Below are 15,073 nucleotides of genomic sequence, written 5' to 3'. Positions count from 1 at the left end.
GTTTGGGATCGCCAAAGCATGATTCGGGCCGTTGCGTCTTGTGAACGCGCAGGCCGGGACTTCAAGTTTGCCGACGCCCGCCATTTCGAGACAGTGGTGGAAACCCGTTGAAAAATCCTCACTTAGATGCCGTTTGCGTCAAAACGATGAAGCGCGGCGCGGGGCGTCGAGACGTTTGTTACAGGGTGTAAATGTGACCGATACGCGGAACCCCCGGTCGCGGCTCTGTCTAAACGGGCGCTTGCGCAGTTTCGCGCACGGTTTTGGAAGGCGCGGAACGGCGGGCAGCCGTACACACGCAGTCAGAAGGAGAAAATAATGAAGCAACGCCACATCCAGAGTTTCCTGATGGTCTCGGCGGCCTTTTTCGCTATCAGCGCGCCGATGGGCGGCGCGCGAGCGAACGGCGCGCCGTTCGGTGCCACTTCCGTGCCGCCGGTCGCCCAAGTGCGCACGCAGACGCCGCAGATGCGCGGCAGCGAGCGCCGCGAGTCCGAGCGCAGCAACGACGATAGCGCCGCCTGAAAGCATCTCTAGAAAACGAAAGGGACAGGAACGCTGCGTTCATGTCCCTTTTTTTGCGCCTTTTCGGTTTTTAGGCGCTCGTGTCCTTCAACACACCGCGCCGCATCTGATCGAGTTCGATCGATTCGAACAGCGCCTTGAAATTGCCCTCGCCGAAGCCCTGATTGCCCTTGCGCTGAATGATCTCAAAGAAGATCGGGCCGATCTGATTCTCCGTGAAGATTTGCAGCAGGATTTCGTCGCGCACGCCGTCGATCAGGATCTTGCGCTTCTTCAGTTCCGCGACCGATTCGCCGTGATTCGGCACGCGCCGGTCGACGAGTTCGTAATACGTGTCGATGGTGTCCAGCAGCGCAATGTTCGACGCGCGCAGGCCGTCGACCGTCTCATAGATATTGTCGGTGCCGAGCGCGATGTGCTGAATGCCTTCGCCGCGATACGCGTCGAGATATTCCTGAATCTGGCCGGCGTTTTCCGAACCTTCTTCGTTGATCGGAATGCGAATCTTGCCGCACGGCGAGGTCATCGCTTTCGACTTCACCGCCGTCACCTTGCCTTCGATGTCGAAATAGCGCACTTCGCGGAAATTGAAGAGGCGCTCGTAAAACTCCGCCCATTCGATCATCCGGCCGCGATGCACGTTGTGCGTCAGATGGTCGATGTACGTTAGTCCGTGGCCGACCGGATTCGGATTTGCGCCGGGAATGGGCTCGAAGTCGACGTCGTAAATGCTGATATCGCCGATGCTGCCCGGCTCCGCGCCGTTCTTGCCGCGCCAGCGGTCCACGAAATAAATCAGCGAATCGCCGATGCCTTTGATCGCCGGAATGTTCAGTTCCATCGGGCCGGTCTTGTTGTCGAAGCCCCACGCGCCGAGTTCGAGCGCGCGCTTGTACGCTTTCGCCGCGTCCGCGACGCGAAACGCGATCGCGCAGATCGACGGTCCATGCAGGCGCGCGAAGCGTTGCGCGAACGAGTCCGGCTCCGCATTGACGATGAAGTTGATTTCGCCCTGCCGGTACAGCGTCACATTCTTGTGCCGATGCCGCGCAATCGCCGTGAAACCCATCTGCTCGAACAGCTTGCCGAGCGCGACCGGGTCCGGCGCGGTGTATTCGATGAATTCGAAGCCGTCGGTGCCGACGGGGTTCTCCCAGGTCGTAGTGCTCATGCGTGTCTCCCGTTTTCTATGCGGCGCTTTGCCGCGACGTGGAGAGAAGTTTAGCCAGCCAACGGCGGCAAAAACTTGCGAAAGAAATCGCGTCTTCCTAAGATGGCGCACGAAACTGCCACCGATTCGCCGAATGGAGACCGAAAATGGCCGAGCCCGAACTCGATACGATCGACCGAAGAATCCTCGCGATCCTTCAGGAAAACGGGCGCCTGTCGAATCAGGAGATCGCGGATCGCGTGAATCTTTCGCCGAGTCCGTGCTTGCGGCGAATCCGGCGGCTGGAGGAGACGGGCGTGATTCGCGGCTACGTCGCGCTGCTGGACGCGAAGAAGATCGGTCTGGGCTTGCTGGCTTACGTCAACGTGCGGCTGGAGAAGCGCGGCGGCATGCCCGCGTCGGCCGGCACGCCGAATCCGCCGACGCACGGCGATCTCTTCCGCGAAGCCGTGCGGTCATGGCCGGAAGTAGTGGCCTGCGACGCGATGACCGGGGAGATGGATTTCCTGCTGCGCGTGCAGGTGCGCGACATGGACCACTTCTCGCGCTTCGTGCAGGATCAACTGCTGCATCACCCTTCGGTGATCGACGTGCGTTCGAGCTTTTCGCTGGAACGCATCAAGGAGACGACCGCGCTGCCGCTGCGTTGAGCGCGCTCCGGCAACGAAAAGGGCGGCCTGAGCCGCCCTTCGCATGGTATCGCTCGCAGCGCCGACCGCGCTGTGGATGAACTCAGGCCGCGTTGGCCGTCGGCATGAACGCCCGGAAAACTTGCGACGCGCGATGCGCCTGACGCTTGATGGCGTAATCGAACACGGCGGCTTGCTCTTGCAGCATTTCAGCCATGATGCTCGTCTGATCCGCGGGCGGCAGCGAGAGATACGCGTCGGCTTCGCCGTAGGCGTATTCGATCTTCATGCCCGACTTGCGCGCGATGTGCATCATCCGCGAGTTGCGCGACAGGCAATGCATGTACAGCACGGAAACGCGCGTATTGCGGCTGCGCATGGCGGCGCGCTCGAACAGCTTGCTGCCGATGCCGCGACCGCGCGCGCTTTCGAGCACCGAGACGCCGAATTCGGCAGTGCGCTTCTCGCCCTCGGCCGGCAAATACGCCAGATGACCGACGCCGAGCAGTTCCAGCGAATTGCCGAACACGCCGAACACCGTGTCACTCGTGAAGTTCAGGTTCTGGACGTAGTTTTCGATGACGTGGTCCGGCACGATCTGCCCGAAGCGCAGCAGGCGGTCGTCTTCGTCGAGGGCGAGGAAGTGGGTGAGCAGGCGTTCGCGGTCGGCGGAGGACAACTCGCGAACGAGAACCGGCAAGCGCGCGGCGTCCGGCAGCGGCCGATCAGAGGCGGCGGCGGTCTGCGGCGCGGTGCGGTTGAAGGTCAGTTCCACGGTGTTCTCCTTGTTCGTATGCTGCAAAGCAAAACGAAGTTTATCGCTTTCAAGGAAAACGCGTACGGGAAAACCCTTAAAAGTAGTGGAGGAGTCGTTCTAGCTTCGGATTATCGCCAACGAAATCAGGCGTTTAGGCGGAAACGGACACGGTGACGCAGCGCAACACGGGTCAATCTGCGGCGAGTCCGTGCTCGATCATCTGAACGACCTGTTCCGCGAAATCGCGATAACCGAGCTTGCCGCCCGGCTTTAGCCACGTGAATGTCCAGTTGATCATGCCGAAGACCATCATCGTGAGCGCGGTCTGATTCTCCTTCGTCACGCGCTTCGGATAGGCGCGCGCCAACTGGCGCGTGAACGCAGCGACGATATCCCGCTGACGGTCGAGCACGATCTCGCGCTGCGCGTCTTCGAGGTATTTCACGTCGTTCAGAAGCGCCACGTGCCGGCTATGCGACGTCTCGTATTCCGCCAGGAACGCGCGCACGAGTTCCGCGAAGGCTTCGCGCTCGCCCAGGCCGCGCCGCTGGCTCGCGCCTTCCACTTCCGCGATGATCAGCATGAGCCGCTTCGTGTAGCGGTCGAGCAGATCGAAGAGAATCGCTTCCTTGCTCTCGTAATAGTGATAGAGCCGCGCCTTCGAGGTGCCGCTCGCGGCGGCGAGGTCCGACATCGACGTGCTCGGATAGCTGGTCTGCGCGAATTTGGCGGCGGCGAGTTCGAGAATCTGTTCGCGTTGAGTGTCGTGGTCAGGCGCTTTGGTGCGGGCCATGTGTCGGAAGCGTTCTTTCGGCTTATTCGGCCTGAGTCGATGAGCGTCGCAATTCGGCGTGAGCCATATCCGACGGCGTGCCGCGTATTTTAAGCCGGCCCGCCGTGACGAGTTCCCGGCAGCGCCAGAACGCGACCGAATCGCTCATCAGAAAGTCGAAGCGCCGCGCCATCGCGCCCGCAGCGATGCGCTTGGCCGGCTGCCACTCGGGCGTGGCGAGTTCGAGGAGCGTTTCATCGACATCCAGCCATGTTCCGGACACCAGCATGTTGTCGCGCAGCCGACGGTTTTCCGCGCTCGAATGCTTCGCCTCCTGCCATTCGAGCGCGAGCCGGCTGATGCGCAGCACGGAGATAGGCGCCGCGCTCGGCAGCTTCGCGAGCAGTTGTCTGGGCGGGAACATGCCGACGGACGTCGCGCGGTCCGCCCGGCGCACGGTTTCCGAATGCGCGTCCGGCGCCTCGATGGCGAGGTCGTCGAAGGTCAGTTTCGCTTCGTTCAGACGCTGGGGCGCATTGCGCAGGGAGTACGCCACGCGCCGAAGCGTGAGTTGATCCGCCGCGCTTTGGCCGTGCCAGACGACGACTTGTCCGTCGCCGCGCGCAAGCCGCCCGAGCACCGCAAGCTGGCTCTGCAGTTGATCTTCGATATCGCCGGGCGTGCTGGACACCTGACGCCAGAACGCGGCGCGCGCGACAGGCGATTCGTCGATGTCCCGCAGCGGCCCAACAGCGAGATCGTCGCGCAGCGCAATGACCTGTTCGGTGCGTTCGGCGAGCCGCAGCGCATGCGTGAGAGCGTCGGCCGCGCAGTCGCCATTGGTGACGTGGATCGTATTCATGGGTGTCGGCTTGCCGGAAAGACGAAGGACCGCTCGGAAAGAGCGATCCCAGTTTAGCCAATCCCGCTACGCGCCGGTGTGGGGTGCCGCGCGCATCAGCGCTCGTCGAAGCTCACGACCACGCGCTCGCTCACCGGATGGCACTGGCACGTCAGCACGAAGCCGTCGTCGATTTCGTGCTGCTCCAGCGTGTAGTTCTTGTCCATTTTGACTTCGCCTTCGAGCACCTTCGCGCGACACGTGCAGCAGACGCCGCCCTTGCACGCGTACGGCAGCGCGAGGCCCGCTTTCAGGCCGACGTCGAGCACGCTCACGCCTTCGTACGGCAGCCGCAGCTTGCGCTTTTTCCCGTCGATGACGAGTTCCAGATCGGCCGCAGGCGTGCTTTCCGTGATCTCGATTTGCGGCGCGCCCGCCTGCGGCAACGGCGTGCCGAACCGTTCGACGTGAATGCGCTCCTGCGCGACGCCCGATTCCTTCAGCGCGGCTTCGGCGGCGTCCATCATCGGGCCGGGGCCGCAAATGAACGCTTCGTCGATCTCGCCGGGCGGCAAGAGGGAATCGAGAAACGCCTTGCATTTGGCCTTGTCGAGGACGCCGTTGAAAAGCTCGACGTCCTGCAAATCGTCGGACAGCACGTGATACAGCGAGAACCGGCTCATATAGCGGTTCTTCAGGTCTTCCAGTTCCTCGGCGAACATGATCGCGTCCACGCTGCGGTTGCCGTAGACGAGCGTGAAGCGGCTCGTCGGCTCCATGTCGAGCGTGGTCTTTATGATCGCCAGCACCGGCGTGATGCCCGAGCCGCCGGAAAACGCGACGTAATGCTTCGCGTGGTCCGGGTTCAGATGCGTGAAGAAGCGGCCATCGGGCGTCATCACGTCTATTTCGTGGCCGGGCTTGAGCGTGTCGAACGCGAAGTTCGAGAATCGCCCGCCGCGCACCCGCTTGATGCCGATGCGCAGTTCGCCGTCGCGGTCATAGTCGGTCACGCCGACGCAGATGGAATACGAGCGGCGCGTCTCCTCGCCGTCGATATGCGTTTTCAGCGTCACGAACTGGCCCTGCGTGAAGCGAAACGCGTCGCGCAGTTCGGGCGGCACGTCGAAGGAAACCGTGACCGCGTCGGCCGTCTCGGGGCGCACGTCGCGGATACGCAGCGGGTGAAATTGCGGAGTCGCCATAGGAGTCGTGTCGTGGAGAGGTCAGTACGGCTTGAAGTAATCGAACGGCTCGCGGCAATCGAGACAGCGATAGAGCGCCTTGCAGGCCGTCGAGCCGAACTGCGCGAGCTTTTCCGTATGCGAGGAGCCGCAGCGCGGACAGGCGATGACTTCCTTTTTGTACGGCACGAAGCGCATCGGCTTTTCCGTGCTGCTGCATGCGCCCGCCGGCGGCGCGATGCCGTAGCGGCGCAGCTTGGCGCGCGCTTCGTCCGTGATCCAGTCGGTGGTCCACGCCGGCGCGAGCACCGTTTCCACGCGATGCGCGCCGAGTTGCGCCCGGTCGATAGCCTCGGCGATGTCCTCCGCGATCTGCGACATGGCCGGACAGCCGGAGTACGTCGGCGTGATGACGACTTCGAGCACGCCGTCGTCGCCGTGGCGCACGTCGCGCAGAATGCCCAGTTCGCGGATCGACACCACCGGGATTTCAGGGTCCGGCACGGCTTCGAGCACGGACCACGCGCGGGCTATCGTCGTGTCCATGATCACCACGTCGCGCCCGGATGCTGCCGCGCAAGGCTTTGCATTTCCGCGAGCAGATAGCCCATGTGCTCGGAATGCTCGCCGAGCTTGCCCGTGCTGACGTGCTTGACCTCGGCGGGCGCTTGCAGCGTGGCTTCGTCGAGCGCGGATTGCACTTCGTCCCGCCATGCGGCTTCCAGATCGCTCGGGAGCGGCGCGATGCCGGCTTCCGCGACCGCGCGCTCGACGGCGTCCGGATGGAAAAACTCGCGCGTGTACGGCATCAGATAGTCCAGCGCCGCTTGCGCTCGGCGATGCGATTCCTCTGTGCCGTCGCCGAAACGCACGAGCCAGTCGCGGGCGTGATGCACGTGGTAGCGCGTTTCCTTGATCGACTTCGCCGCGATGGCCGCGAGCTGCGTGTCCGACGAAGCCTGAAGCGCGGTCCAGACGTGCGCCATGAAAGCCGAGTACAGAAAGTTGCGCACGATGGTCACGGCGTAATCGCGCTCGGTGCGCGCGGTGCCTGCGAGCGGGCCGAAGTGCGGCAGCTCGACCAGCGTGTAGTTCGCGAACTCCCGTTCCGTGCGGAAATAGGCGTAGTCGTCCTCGGTCTTCGCCGCGCCCGTCAGCGCCGATTCGAGCGTGGCCGCATGCGAATACAGCAGCCGCGCCTGCCCGATCAGATCGAGGCTGATGTTCGCCAGCGCAATGTCCTCTTCCAGCGCGGGACCGTGGCTGCACCATTCGGCGTTGCGCTGACCGAGAATCAGCGCGTTATCGGCGAGGCGCAGCACATAGGCGAGATGTTCGGTGCTCATGTCGCGCGCTCACATATGGTTAATTTCGTCGGGCAGCACGAAAAACGTCGGATGCCGGTAGATCTTGTCGCCTGCCGGTTCGAAGAATTCGCCTTTGTCCGCCGGGTCCGACGCCGTGATCGCCGACGACGGCACCACCCAAATGCTCACGCCTTCCTGGCGGCGCGTGTAGACGTCGCGCGCCATGCGCAGCGCGGTGGCGGCGTCGGCGGCGTGCAGGCTGCCGCAGTGCTTGTGATCGAGCCCCTGCTTGCTGCGCACGAAGACTTCCCAGATCGGCCATTCCTTGTTCATGTCGATGTCTCCCGTTCAGGCGGCTTGCTTGTGCGCACGCGCCTTCTGTTTTTCGGCGTAGGCGAGCGCGGCTTCGCGGACCCATGCGCCGTCGTCGTGCGCCTTCACGCGCGTGGCGAGACGCTCCTTGTTGCACGGGCCGTCGCCGTTGACGACACGCCAGAATTCTTCCCAGTCGATCTCGCCGTAGTCGTGCGCGCCGCGCGCCGCGTTCCACTTGAGGTCGGGATCGGGCAGCGTCACGCCGAGAATCCTGGCCTGCTCGACGGTGGCATCCACGAACTTCTGGCGCAGGTCGTCGTTCGAAATGCGCTTGATGCCCCACGCGAACGACTGCCCGCTGTGGATGGAATCCTTGTCGCTCGGGCCGAACATCATCAGCACGGGCCACCACCAGCGGTTCACCGCCTGTTGCACGAGGTCCTTCTGCGCCTGCGTGCCTTTCATCATGGCGAGCAGCGCGTCGAAACCCTGCCGCTGATGGAACGACTCTTCCTTGCAGATGCGGATCATCGCGCGGGCGTAGGGCCCGTAAGTGCAGCGGCAGAGCGGAATCTGGTTCATGATCGCGGCGCCGTCGACCAGCCAGCCGATCACGCCGACGTCCGCCCAGGTGGGCGTCGGATAGTTGAAGATGCTCGAGTATTTCGCCTTGCCCGCGTGCAGCGCGGCGACGAGCTGATCGCGCGAGACGCCGAGCGTTTCGGCGGCGCTATATAGATAGAGGCCGTGACCGCCTTCGTCCTGCACCTTCGCGAGCAGGATCGCCTTGCGCTTGAGACTCGGCGCGCGGCTGATCCAGTTGCCTTCCGGCTGCATGCCGATGATTTCCGAATGCGCGTGCTGCGAGATTTGCCGGATGAGCGTCTTGCGGTAAGCCTCGGGCATCCAGTCCTGCGGCTCGATTTTGCCGTCGGCTTGCATGACCGCGTCGAAACGTAGCTGCTGCGCGGAGGCGTCGACGGGCGCGTCGGGCGCGGTCGGCTGGCCGGGAAGGTCGAGAGATTGGGTGTACATGGCGGACACTCGCTCGTAGGAAAGTCGCTGTGCGCCGATTATAAACCGACCGGCCGGTCGGTGAATCGCCTTTTTCGGGATGGGCGGGTTTTTCCTGAGGCGATCGAGCGGCGAAAAAACCGCTTCGCTGGACCTGACGTTCTCCTGTCCTGTTCGCCTTATCGGGCGCGTTGTCTCTTGAGGCTGAGGCGGTTGGCCGATGCATCGGCGCGAGACAAAAGCCGCACGGCCGTTTCGCGGCGCACGGCTTCCCTGAACCAGAATTTCTGCTGTCTTGTTCGGCTTCTCGCGCGTTGTCTCTCGAAGGAAGGCGCATGGCCGATGCATCGAGGCATTACAAAAAAAGCGGCGCGGCCGTTCCCGGTCGCACCGCTTCCTTATAGCCAGATTGCTCCGAGCGCGTTACTCGACGCGTTGCCCCTCGAAGTCTTCGGCGTCCACGTCATAGCCGGACGGTTCCCAGCGCACCGCCATCAGGGCGACGAGCCCGGCGAGCGGCGCGACCGCGATGATCCAGAACACTTTCGTCCCGAGCGCCGCCGACAGCACCGGAAACAGGAAGAGCGAGACGGTCGAACTGGCGCGCATCAACGTCTGATTGAAGCCGACGCCGACGCCGCGGAACGACGTCGGATAGCTCAGCGAGGCGAACGTCATGCTGTGCGAGCCCGGCCCGACGCCTTGCCCGAGCAGGAACGCGGCGAGCAGCGCTATCGCGATGACGACCTGCGCGCCCGTCGCCGGCTTGCCGACCACCGCCAGCCCGACCAGCGCCACAAGCTGGAACGCGTAGCCGACGACCGTCAGCTTCCACGCGCCGAACTTCGGCACCGTGCGCACCGCGAACAGCCCGCCGGCAAATGCGAAGCAGAGATTCAGCGCGAGCGAGGCGAGAATCGTGGTGAGCATCGACTGCGCGAGGAAACTCGAGATGATGACCGGCAGACCGAACGCCACCGCGTTGTACGCGAACGACGACGCAATCGCGATGACGGTCGCCAGCACGGTGCGCCGCAGATACTTGCCGCGCAGCAGCGCGCCGTAGTTGCTCCACGTCGCGCCGCGCGGTTTCGCCGCTTTGGATGCGGCCAGCGCATCCGGATCGACGCGGGCATCGACGCCATACGAGCGTTTCAGGATCGCGGCGGCGGCCGGCAGATCGCCCTGGTTCGCGGCCCAGACGGGCGATTCGCTCATGTAGCGGCTGCGAATGGCGATGATCGCGATGGCCGGCACCGCGCCGAAGCCGAGAATCAGCCGCCAGAGCCAGCCCGCGTTGTGCGCGGGCAGCGCCGCGTACAGACCGAGCACGAGCAAATACGAGATGCTGATCGCGGCGTACCACGTGGGGCACCACATCGCGACGCGAGCGGCCTTGTTCCCTCGCCCTTGCAGCCGCGAGAACTCGGCGAGAAACGCCATCGCGACCGGCAAGTCGATCCCGACGCCGAGTCCCATCACGAAGCGCGCTCCGCCGAGCACCCAGGCGTTCGGCGCGAGCGCGCAGGCGATTGCCGCGACGACAAAAAAGAACATGTCGGCCATGAAGACGCGGTAGCGGCCGATCTTGTCAGTGAGATAGCCGCCGAAGAACGCGCCGATGATCGCGCCGAACGTGATCGCCGAGGCGACGAAACCGGTTCCGGTCGGCGTCAGCGAGAACTCGCGGGCGATGTCCTTGACGCCGAATGCCAGTGCGCCGAGGTCGTAGGCGTCGAGAAAGATGCCGCCGAGCGCGATCGCGACGACGATGCGCGCATCGCTGCCGATGGCCGCGCCGCGATTGACGAGATTCGAGACGTCGGCGGCGCTGCGGATGACGGGACGCGCATCGGCGGCGCCGGCCCGGGAAGGTGTTCGCTCGGGCGCGATAGATACGGACATGATCGACGGAATGTAGGAATTTGTGGATGCAACGAATCGCCGGATCGTATCCGGCTGGCGGGCGCTCACCAAATTCTTTTTTGTTATTTAATGACTTACGGCCAGGCGCACGCCTTCGTCCGCCAGATTGGACGCGATGCGACAATGTCGCTCCTCGTTTTCTCGCTACCTCGCATGACCTCAGTTGAAAACATCGAATCCGTGCAAGTCGCGGTCGTCGGCGGCGGACCGGCCGGACTCATGGCGGCGGAGACGCTCGCGGCCGGCGGCGCGAGCGTCGATGTGTTCGACGCGATGCCGTCGGTCGGGCGCAAGTTCCTGATGGCGGGCAAGGGCGGGATGAATCTGACGCATTCCGAGCCTGCCGACGCGTTCATCGCGCGCTACGGCAAGCGCCGCGCGGAGATTGCGCCGCTGCTCGCGCGCTTCGACGCCGCCGCGTTGCGGGAGTGGGTGCACGGGCTGGGCGTGGAGACCTTCGTGGGAAGCTCGGGCCGCGTCTTTCCGACGGACATGAAAGCCGCGCCGATGCTGCGGGCATGGCTGCATCGGCTGCGCGCGTCGGGTGTCAGGCTGCATATGCGGCATCGCTGGCTCGGCTGGACCGACGGGGGCGTGGGCGAATCCAGATTCGCGACGCCCGATGGCGAAAAGCGCGTGCGCCACGACGCGCTAGTGCTGGCGGTCGGCGGCGCGAGCTGGCCGCAGCTCGGCTCGGACGGCAGCGCGATGATGCATCTGGCGGCGCGCGGCGTCGACGTGCGGCCGTTTCTGCCATCGAATTGCGGTTTCGACGTGGAGTGGTCGCCGCATTTTCGCGAACGCTTCGCGGGCGAGCCGCTGAAATCGGTCGCGATCGGCCTTGAGCGGGCTGACGGGGCGGTGGACTGGCGCGTCGGTGAATGCTTGCTGACGGAGCATGGCATCGAAGGCAGTCTGATCTACGCGCTTTCCGCGCAGATCCGCGATCGTCTGATGGAGCAGGGCGACGCCGGCGCGCGCATTCTGCTGGATCTTACGCCGCAGCTTTCCGCCGAGCGCGTCAGGGCCGAAGTGCTGCATCCGCGCGGCGCTCGGTCTCTGTCGAGCCATTTGCAGAGTCGGCTGCATCTCGCGGGCGCGAAGGCCGGCCTGCTGCGCGAATGTCTGACGAAAGACGAGTTCGCCGACCTCGACACGCTCGCCGCGCGCATCAAGGCGTTGCCGGTGCGCGTGCGACGTCCGCGGCCGATCGCGGAAGTGATCAGCAGCGCGGGCGGCGTTGCGTTCGAATCGCTCGATGCGCGCTCGATGCTCGTCGCACTGCCCGGCGTGTTCTGCGCGGGCGAAATGCTCGACTGGGAAGCGCCAACCGGCGGTTACCTGTTGACGGCGTGCTTTGCGAGCGGGCTCGTCGCGGGGGAGGGGGCGCTTGCGTGGCTCGGCGAGCGAGCGTGACTAGCGGATGCGAGCATGCGCTGCGAGGTGGACGGTCAACGTTCGGGCGGTGAAGCGGCTTCTGACGCTCGTTCGGCAACGGCCGCAATGCCTCTAGCCACGTGCACGAAGCGGCCGGAGTTCCGGCGTCGAACCGTCGCGTCGCGCAGGACCAAGCGCACGCCGGATGCGAGGAGGCCGAGCCGCAAGCGTCATTCAGTAACAAGCCGAAACCCGGCAACCCCGCGCCTCACGCCGCAACCAGCCGCCAAAGCGACGTCACCTCCGCCGATCGCGCGGCGTGCAGCGGGTCCGATTTGTCCGCCGCGCGCGGGTGGTGCGGTTTCACGTCGATGCGGCCATCGACTTTCAACCCCGCTGCGTCGATCCATTCCTGAAGCTGCGCGCGCGTGCGCAGCCCGAGATGCTCGGCGAAGTCGGACAGAATGAGCCAGCCTTCGCCGCCGGGCGTCAGATGCGCGGCGAGGCCGCCGAGAAAACCGCGCAGCATGCGGCTTTCCGGATCGTAGATCGCGTGCTCGATGGCCGAACTCGGGCGCGCCGGCAGCCACGGCGGATTGCACACGACGAGCGGCGCGCGTCCTTCGGGGAAGAGGTCGGCCTCGACGACCTGAACTTGCTTGCCCAGGCCAAGCCGGTCGATGTTCTCGCGAGCGCAGGCGAGAGCGCGCGCATCGACATCCGTGGCCACGACGCGCTCCACGCCGCGCCGCGCCAGCACCGCCGCGAGCACGCCGGTACCGGTGCCGACGTCGAACGCGAGCGATGTCGAGGGCAACGGCTGATTCGCGATCAGATCGACATACTCGCCGCGCACCGGCGAAAAGACGCCGTAGTACGGATGAATGCGGCCGCCCGTCGCCTTGATTTCGACGCCCTTCTTGCGCCACTCGTGCGCGCCGATCAGACCGAGGACCTCGCGCAGCGAGACGACTGACTGTTCCTGCGGCGGGCCGTACGCTTCCTCGCAGGCTTCACGCACGTCCGGCGCGCGGCGCAGCGGGATGACGTACTGCTCGTCGAGCGGAAGCACGAGCATCGCGAGGGTGCGCGCCCGCTGCGACTGAGCCAGACGATGCATATTGAACGCATCGACCGGGGACGTCGGTTTGTCTTTATCCGACGCCGCTTTTTTTGCCTTGCGCGGCTTGTTGTCGATTCGCCGGGCCATCGCCTGCAATAGCTGCCGCGCGTTCTGGAAGTCGCCGCGCCAGAGGATCGCCGTGCCCTCGCAGGCGAGGCGGTAGGCGTGATCCGCGGTCATTTGATCGTGACCGATGACGAGACGCTTCGGCGGTTGATTACCGCTTTCGGAGCGCCAGCGGGCAGAACGGCTTTCGCCGTCCTCTTCCCAATGGAGTCGGGGCGTGGAGCTTTCGGGTTGCATAGAGGTACGTCGTGAAAGGATTGGCTGCATTGTGAGGCCAATCGATGCGGGCGGGTCGGTGACGCGCGTTTTCTTCCGGATTCGGCGGCGCGCTTGCTGTGACGATCGGGCACAATTTGGACTTTTTCCGAACGCCAACGCCGAATGAAGTCTAAGCTCCTCACCGCACTCTGCGCGGCCGCGCTTGCTTTCCCGTTCACCGCCGCGTCGCTCGCGTTCGCCGCCGAGACGGCCGGATCCCCCGCAAACGACCATTGGGTCAGCGCCTGGGGCACGGCGCTTCAATCGATTCCGCAACTCGCGAATCTGCCGCCGCTTTATCGCGCGCCGGAAGTCGGAGGCCGAACGGTCCGGCAAGTGATCTATCCCCAGATTGCGGGCAAGCAAATCCGCTTGCGCATCAGCAACGTATATGGAACGGCGCCGCTCGTCGTCGAGTCGATGAGCGTTGCGCGCGCCGTCAGCGGCAGCAGCCCCGCGTTTCAGGGCGGCAGCGCTCGGCCCGTGCTATTCGCCGGCAACAAAACGGTGACGGTCGCGCCGGGCGGGCAAGCCACGAGCGATCCGCTCGCGTTCGACGTGGCCGCCGGTCAGCCGCTCGCGGTCAGCATGTTCATGGGGAAAGACCAAAAGCTCGTCGCGTGGCATCGCGTTGCAAGCCAGGTCAATTACGTTTCGACGCCCGGAGACCGTACGGGCGATGCTTCTCCCGCTGCCTTCCGGACTCGTTTCACGCAGTACGCGTGGCTGACGAACGTGTCAGTGGAAAATCCGTCGGCCAAGGCAGTCGTCGCCATCGGGGATTCGATTACCGACGGCATGCGCTCGACGCTGAACGCCAATCGGCGCTGGCCCGACGCTCTCGCACGCGAGATCGTGCAAAAGAACGGCGGGCAGGCGGCGGTCATCAACGCGGGCATCAGCGGAAACCGGCTGCTCAGTAATTCGCCTTGCTACGGCGAAGCGCTCGTGAGCCGATTCGATCGGGACGCGCTGCGGCAGCCGGGCGTGCGCGCGGTGATCGTGCTGATCGGCATCAACGATATCAATTTCGCCGCGATGCCGGCGCACGGCGGCCTCGACTGCGATGCGCCGCATACCGAGGTCAACACCGACGCGCTACTGCGCGGGTATCAACGACTCATCGCGCAGGCGCACCAGCGCGGCCTCAAGATTTACGGCGCGACGCTTACGCCGGCGTCGCTGCCGCCGGAGCGCGAGGCGATTCGCACGGCGGTCAATGCGTCGATTCGCGCGAGCCGCGCCTTCGACGGCGTCATCGACTTCGATCAGGCGCTGCGCGATCCGGCCCGGCCGAGCGCGCTGCAGCGGCGTTTCGACAGCGGCGACAACATTCACCCGAGCGACGCCGGTTACGCCGCGATGGCGGCTGCGGTGCCTATGGACGTCGTCATCGGAACGGGGAAGTAAGGGTCTCGCGTTAGCCCGCAAAAAAACTTGCGTCATCACCTTGTCATTGGCGTTTGCTTGGCCTAGAATTCCGCTCCTCGTCGCAAGATGAGCGCCGCCAAAGAAACAGGCGGTCTCCAAAGTCCTCAGTTTTGAAAGCGAAAGCAGAAAAAAGCTGTTGACAAGGAGAAAAAGATTCCTCATAATCTCGTTTCTCTGCTGCTGATGCAGCGACGCAAGACGAAGCGGTGCTGAGCCAGGTGCTCGGTACGGTGAAGTAAAAAGTCTTGGCGGATTGCTCTTTAAAAACTAACAGCCGATAAGTGTGGGCGCTTGATGGTGAGTGCGGCCGGTTCTTCGGAGCCGGGCAAGCAAAAGTATCAAGAGTCTCACACGAAGTATCAGAGGAAGGTTTATCT

16 protein-coding genes are annotated in these 15,073 nt (G+C 64.3%); 4 read left to right on the top strand and 12 right to left on the bottom strand.

The features are described from left to right. The first annotated feature begins 318 nt into the window (after positions 1-318). Complete coding sequence (locus NCR35_RS00080) at positions 319-525, top strand: hypothetical protein (RefSeq protein WP_244847410.1); 207 nt, start codon at positions 319-321, stop codon at positions 523-525. 70 nt (positions 526-595) lie between these two features. Here the strand turns inward: NCR35_RS00080 and hppD are convergent, their stop codons facing one another. Continuing rightward, positions 596-1,696 carry a 4-hydroxyphenylpyruvate dioxygenase gene (gene hppD / locus NCR35_RS00075; protein ID WP_250532534.1) on the bottom strand — a complete coding sequence of 367 codons (1,101 nt, stop codon included), beginning with the start codon at positions 1,694-1,696 and terminating at the stop codon, positions 596-598. A gap of 146 nt (positions 1,697-1,842) precedes the next feature. On the opposite strand from hppD, the gene NCR35_RS00070 reads away from it, so the two are divergent. Then, the gene (locus tag NCR35_RS00070; protein WP_250532533.1) at positions 1,843-2,346 is read left to right on the top strand and encodes an Lrp/AsnC family transcriptional regulator; all 504 of its coding nucleotides are present in this window, start codon (positions 1,843-1,845) and stop codon (positions 2,344-2,346) included. A gap of 82 nt (positions 2,347-2,428) precedes the next feature. Here the strand turns inward: NCR35_RS00070 and NCR35_RS00065 are convergent, their stop codons facing one another. The 9 genes from NCR35_RS00065 to NCR35_RS00025 form a co-directional block, all read right to left on the bottom strand. Next, positions 2,429-3,094, bottom strand: coding sequence for a GNAT family N-acetyltransferase (locus NCR35_RS00065; RefSeq protein ID WP_502801632.1), 666 nt, complete (start codon positions 3,092-3,094; stop codon positions 2,429-2,431). 178 nt (positions 3,095-3,272) lie between these two features. Then, positions 3,273-3,875: a TetR/AcrR family transcriptional regulator gene (locus tag NCR35_RS00060; RefSeq protein ID WP_244847407.1), complete on the bottom strand. Its 603-nt coding sequence runs from the start codon at positions 3,873-3,875 to the stop codon at positions 3,273-3,275. A gap of 22 nt (positions 3,876-3,897) precedes the next feature. Beyond that, entirely contained in the window at positions 3,898-4,716 is an 819-nt protein-coding gene (locus NCR35_RS00055) for a DUF1835 domain-containing protein (RefSeq protein WP_250532532.1), read from the bottom strand. Between the two features lie 95 nt (positions 4,717-4,811). Further along, complete coding sequence (gene paaE, locus NCR35_RS00050; RefSeq protein WP_250532531.1) at positions 4,812-5,900, bottom strand: 1,2-phenylacetyl-CoA epoxidase subunit PaaE; 1,089 nt, start codon at positions 5,898-5,900, stop codon at positions 4,812-4,814. Between the two features lie 21 nt (positions 5,901-5,921). Further along, on the bottom strand, positions 5,922-6,425 hold the full coding sequence (gene paaD, locus NCR35_RS00045; protein WP_250532530.1) for a 1,2-phenylacetyl-CoA epoxidase subunit PaaD: 504 nt from the start codon (positions 6,423-6,425) through the stop codon (positions 5,922-5,924). 2 nt (positions 6,426-6,427) lie between these two features. After that, positions 6,428-7,225: a 1,2-phenylacetyl-CoA epoxidase subunit PaaC gene (paaC, locus tag NCR35_RS00040; protein WP_250532529.1), complete on the bottom strand. Its 798-nt coding sequence runs from the start codon at positions 7,223-7,225 to the stop codon at positions 6,428-6,430. Positions 7,226-7,234: 9 nt separating this feature from the next. Further along, positions 7,235-7,519: a 1,2-phenylacetyl-CoA epoxidase subunit PaaB gene (gene paaB / locus NCR35_RS00035; protein ID WP_250532528.1), complete on the bottom strand. Its 285-nt coding sequence runs from the start codon at positions 7,517-7,519 to the stop codon at positions 7,235-7,237. A gap of 15 nt (positions 7,520-7,534) precedes the next feature. Then, positions 7,535-8,536, bottom strand: coding sequence for a 1,2-phenylacetyl-CoA epoxidase subunit PaaA (gene paaA, locus NCR35_RS00030; RefSeq protein WP_250532527.1), 1,002 nt, complete (start codon positions 8,534-8,536; stop codon positions 7,535-7,537). A 402-nt stretch (positions 8,537-8,938) separates the two neighbouring features. Continuing rightward, positions 8,939-10,420, bottom strand: coding sequence for an MFS transporter (locus NCR35_RS00025; protein ID WP_250532526.1), 1,482 nt, complete (start codon positions 10,418-10,420; stop codon positions 8,939-8,941). Positions 10,421-10,594: 174 nt separating this feature from the next. Here NCR35_RS00025 and NCR35_RS00020 point away from each other — a divergent pair, with 174 nt between their 5' ends. Beyond that, positions 10,595-11,857 (top strand): TIGR03862 family flavoprotein, encoded by a 1,263-nt coding sequence (locus NCR35_RS00020; RefSeq protein ID WP_250532525.1) that lies wholly within the window; start codon positions 10,595-10,597, stop codon positions 11,855-11,857. 229 nt (positions 11,858-12,086) lie between these two features. Here the strand turns inward: NCR35_RS00020 and NCR35_RS00015 are convergent, their stop codons facing one another. After that, the gene (locus tag NCR35_RS00015) at positions 12,087-13,244 is read right to left on the bottom strand and encodes a methyltransferase (RefSeq protein ID WP_250532524.1); all 1,158 of its coding nucleotides are present in this window, start codon (positions 13,242-13,244) and stop codon (positions 12,087-12,089) included. A gap of 144 nt (positions 13,245-13,388) precedes the next feature. Between NCR35_RS00015 and NCR35_RS00010 the strand changes: the two genes are divergently transcribed. Further along, on the top strand, positions 13,389-14,675 hold the full coding sequence (locus NCR35_RS00010) for an SGNH/GDSL hydrolase family protein (RefSeq protein WP_250532523.1): 1,287 nt from the start codon (positions 13,389-13,391) through the stop codon (positions 14,673-14,675). Between the two features lie 43 nt (positions 14,676-14,718). Here the strand turns inward: NCR35_RS00010 and NCR35_RS00005 are convergent. After that, a partial coding sequence (locus NCR35_RS00005) for a hypothetical protein (RefSeq protein ID WP_250532522.1) occupies positions 14,719-15,073 on the bottom strand: 355 nt, incomplete at its 5' end.

Origin of the sequence: Caballeronia sp. AZ10_KS36 (assembly GCF_023631105.1) — a bacterium.
In the GTDB taxonomy this organism is placed as follows: Bacteria; Pseudomonadota; Gammaproteobacteria; order Burkholderiales; family Burkholderiaceae; genus Caballeronia.
The sequence above is the reverse complement of the archived record's forward strand: the minus strand, read 5'-3'. Positions and strand labels throughout refer to the sequence as shown.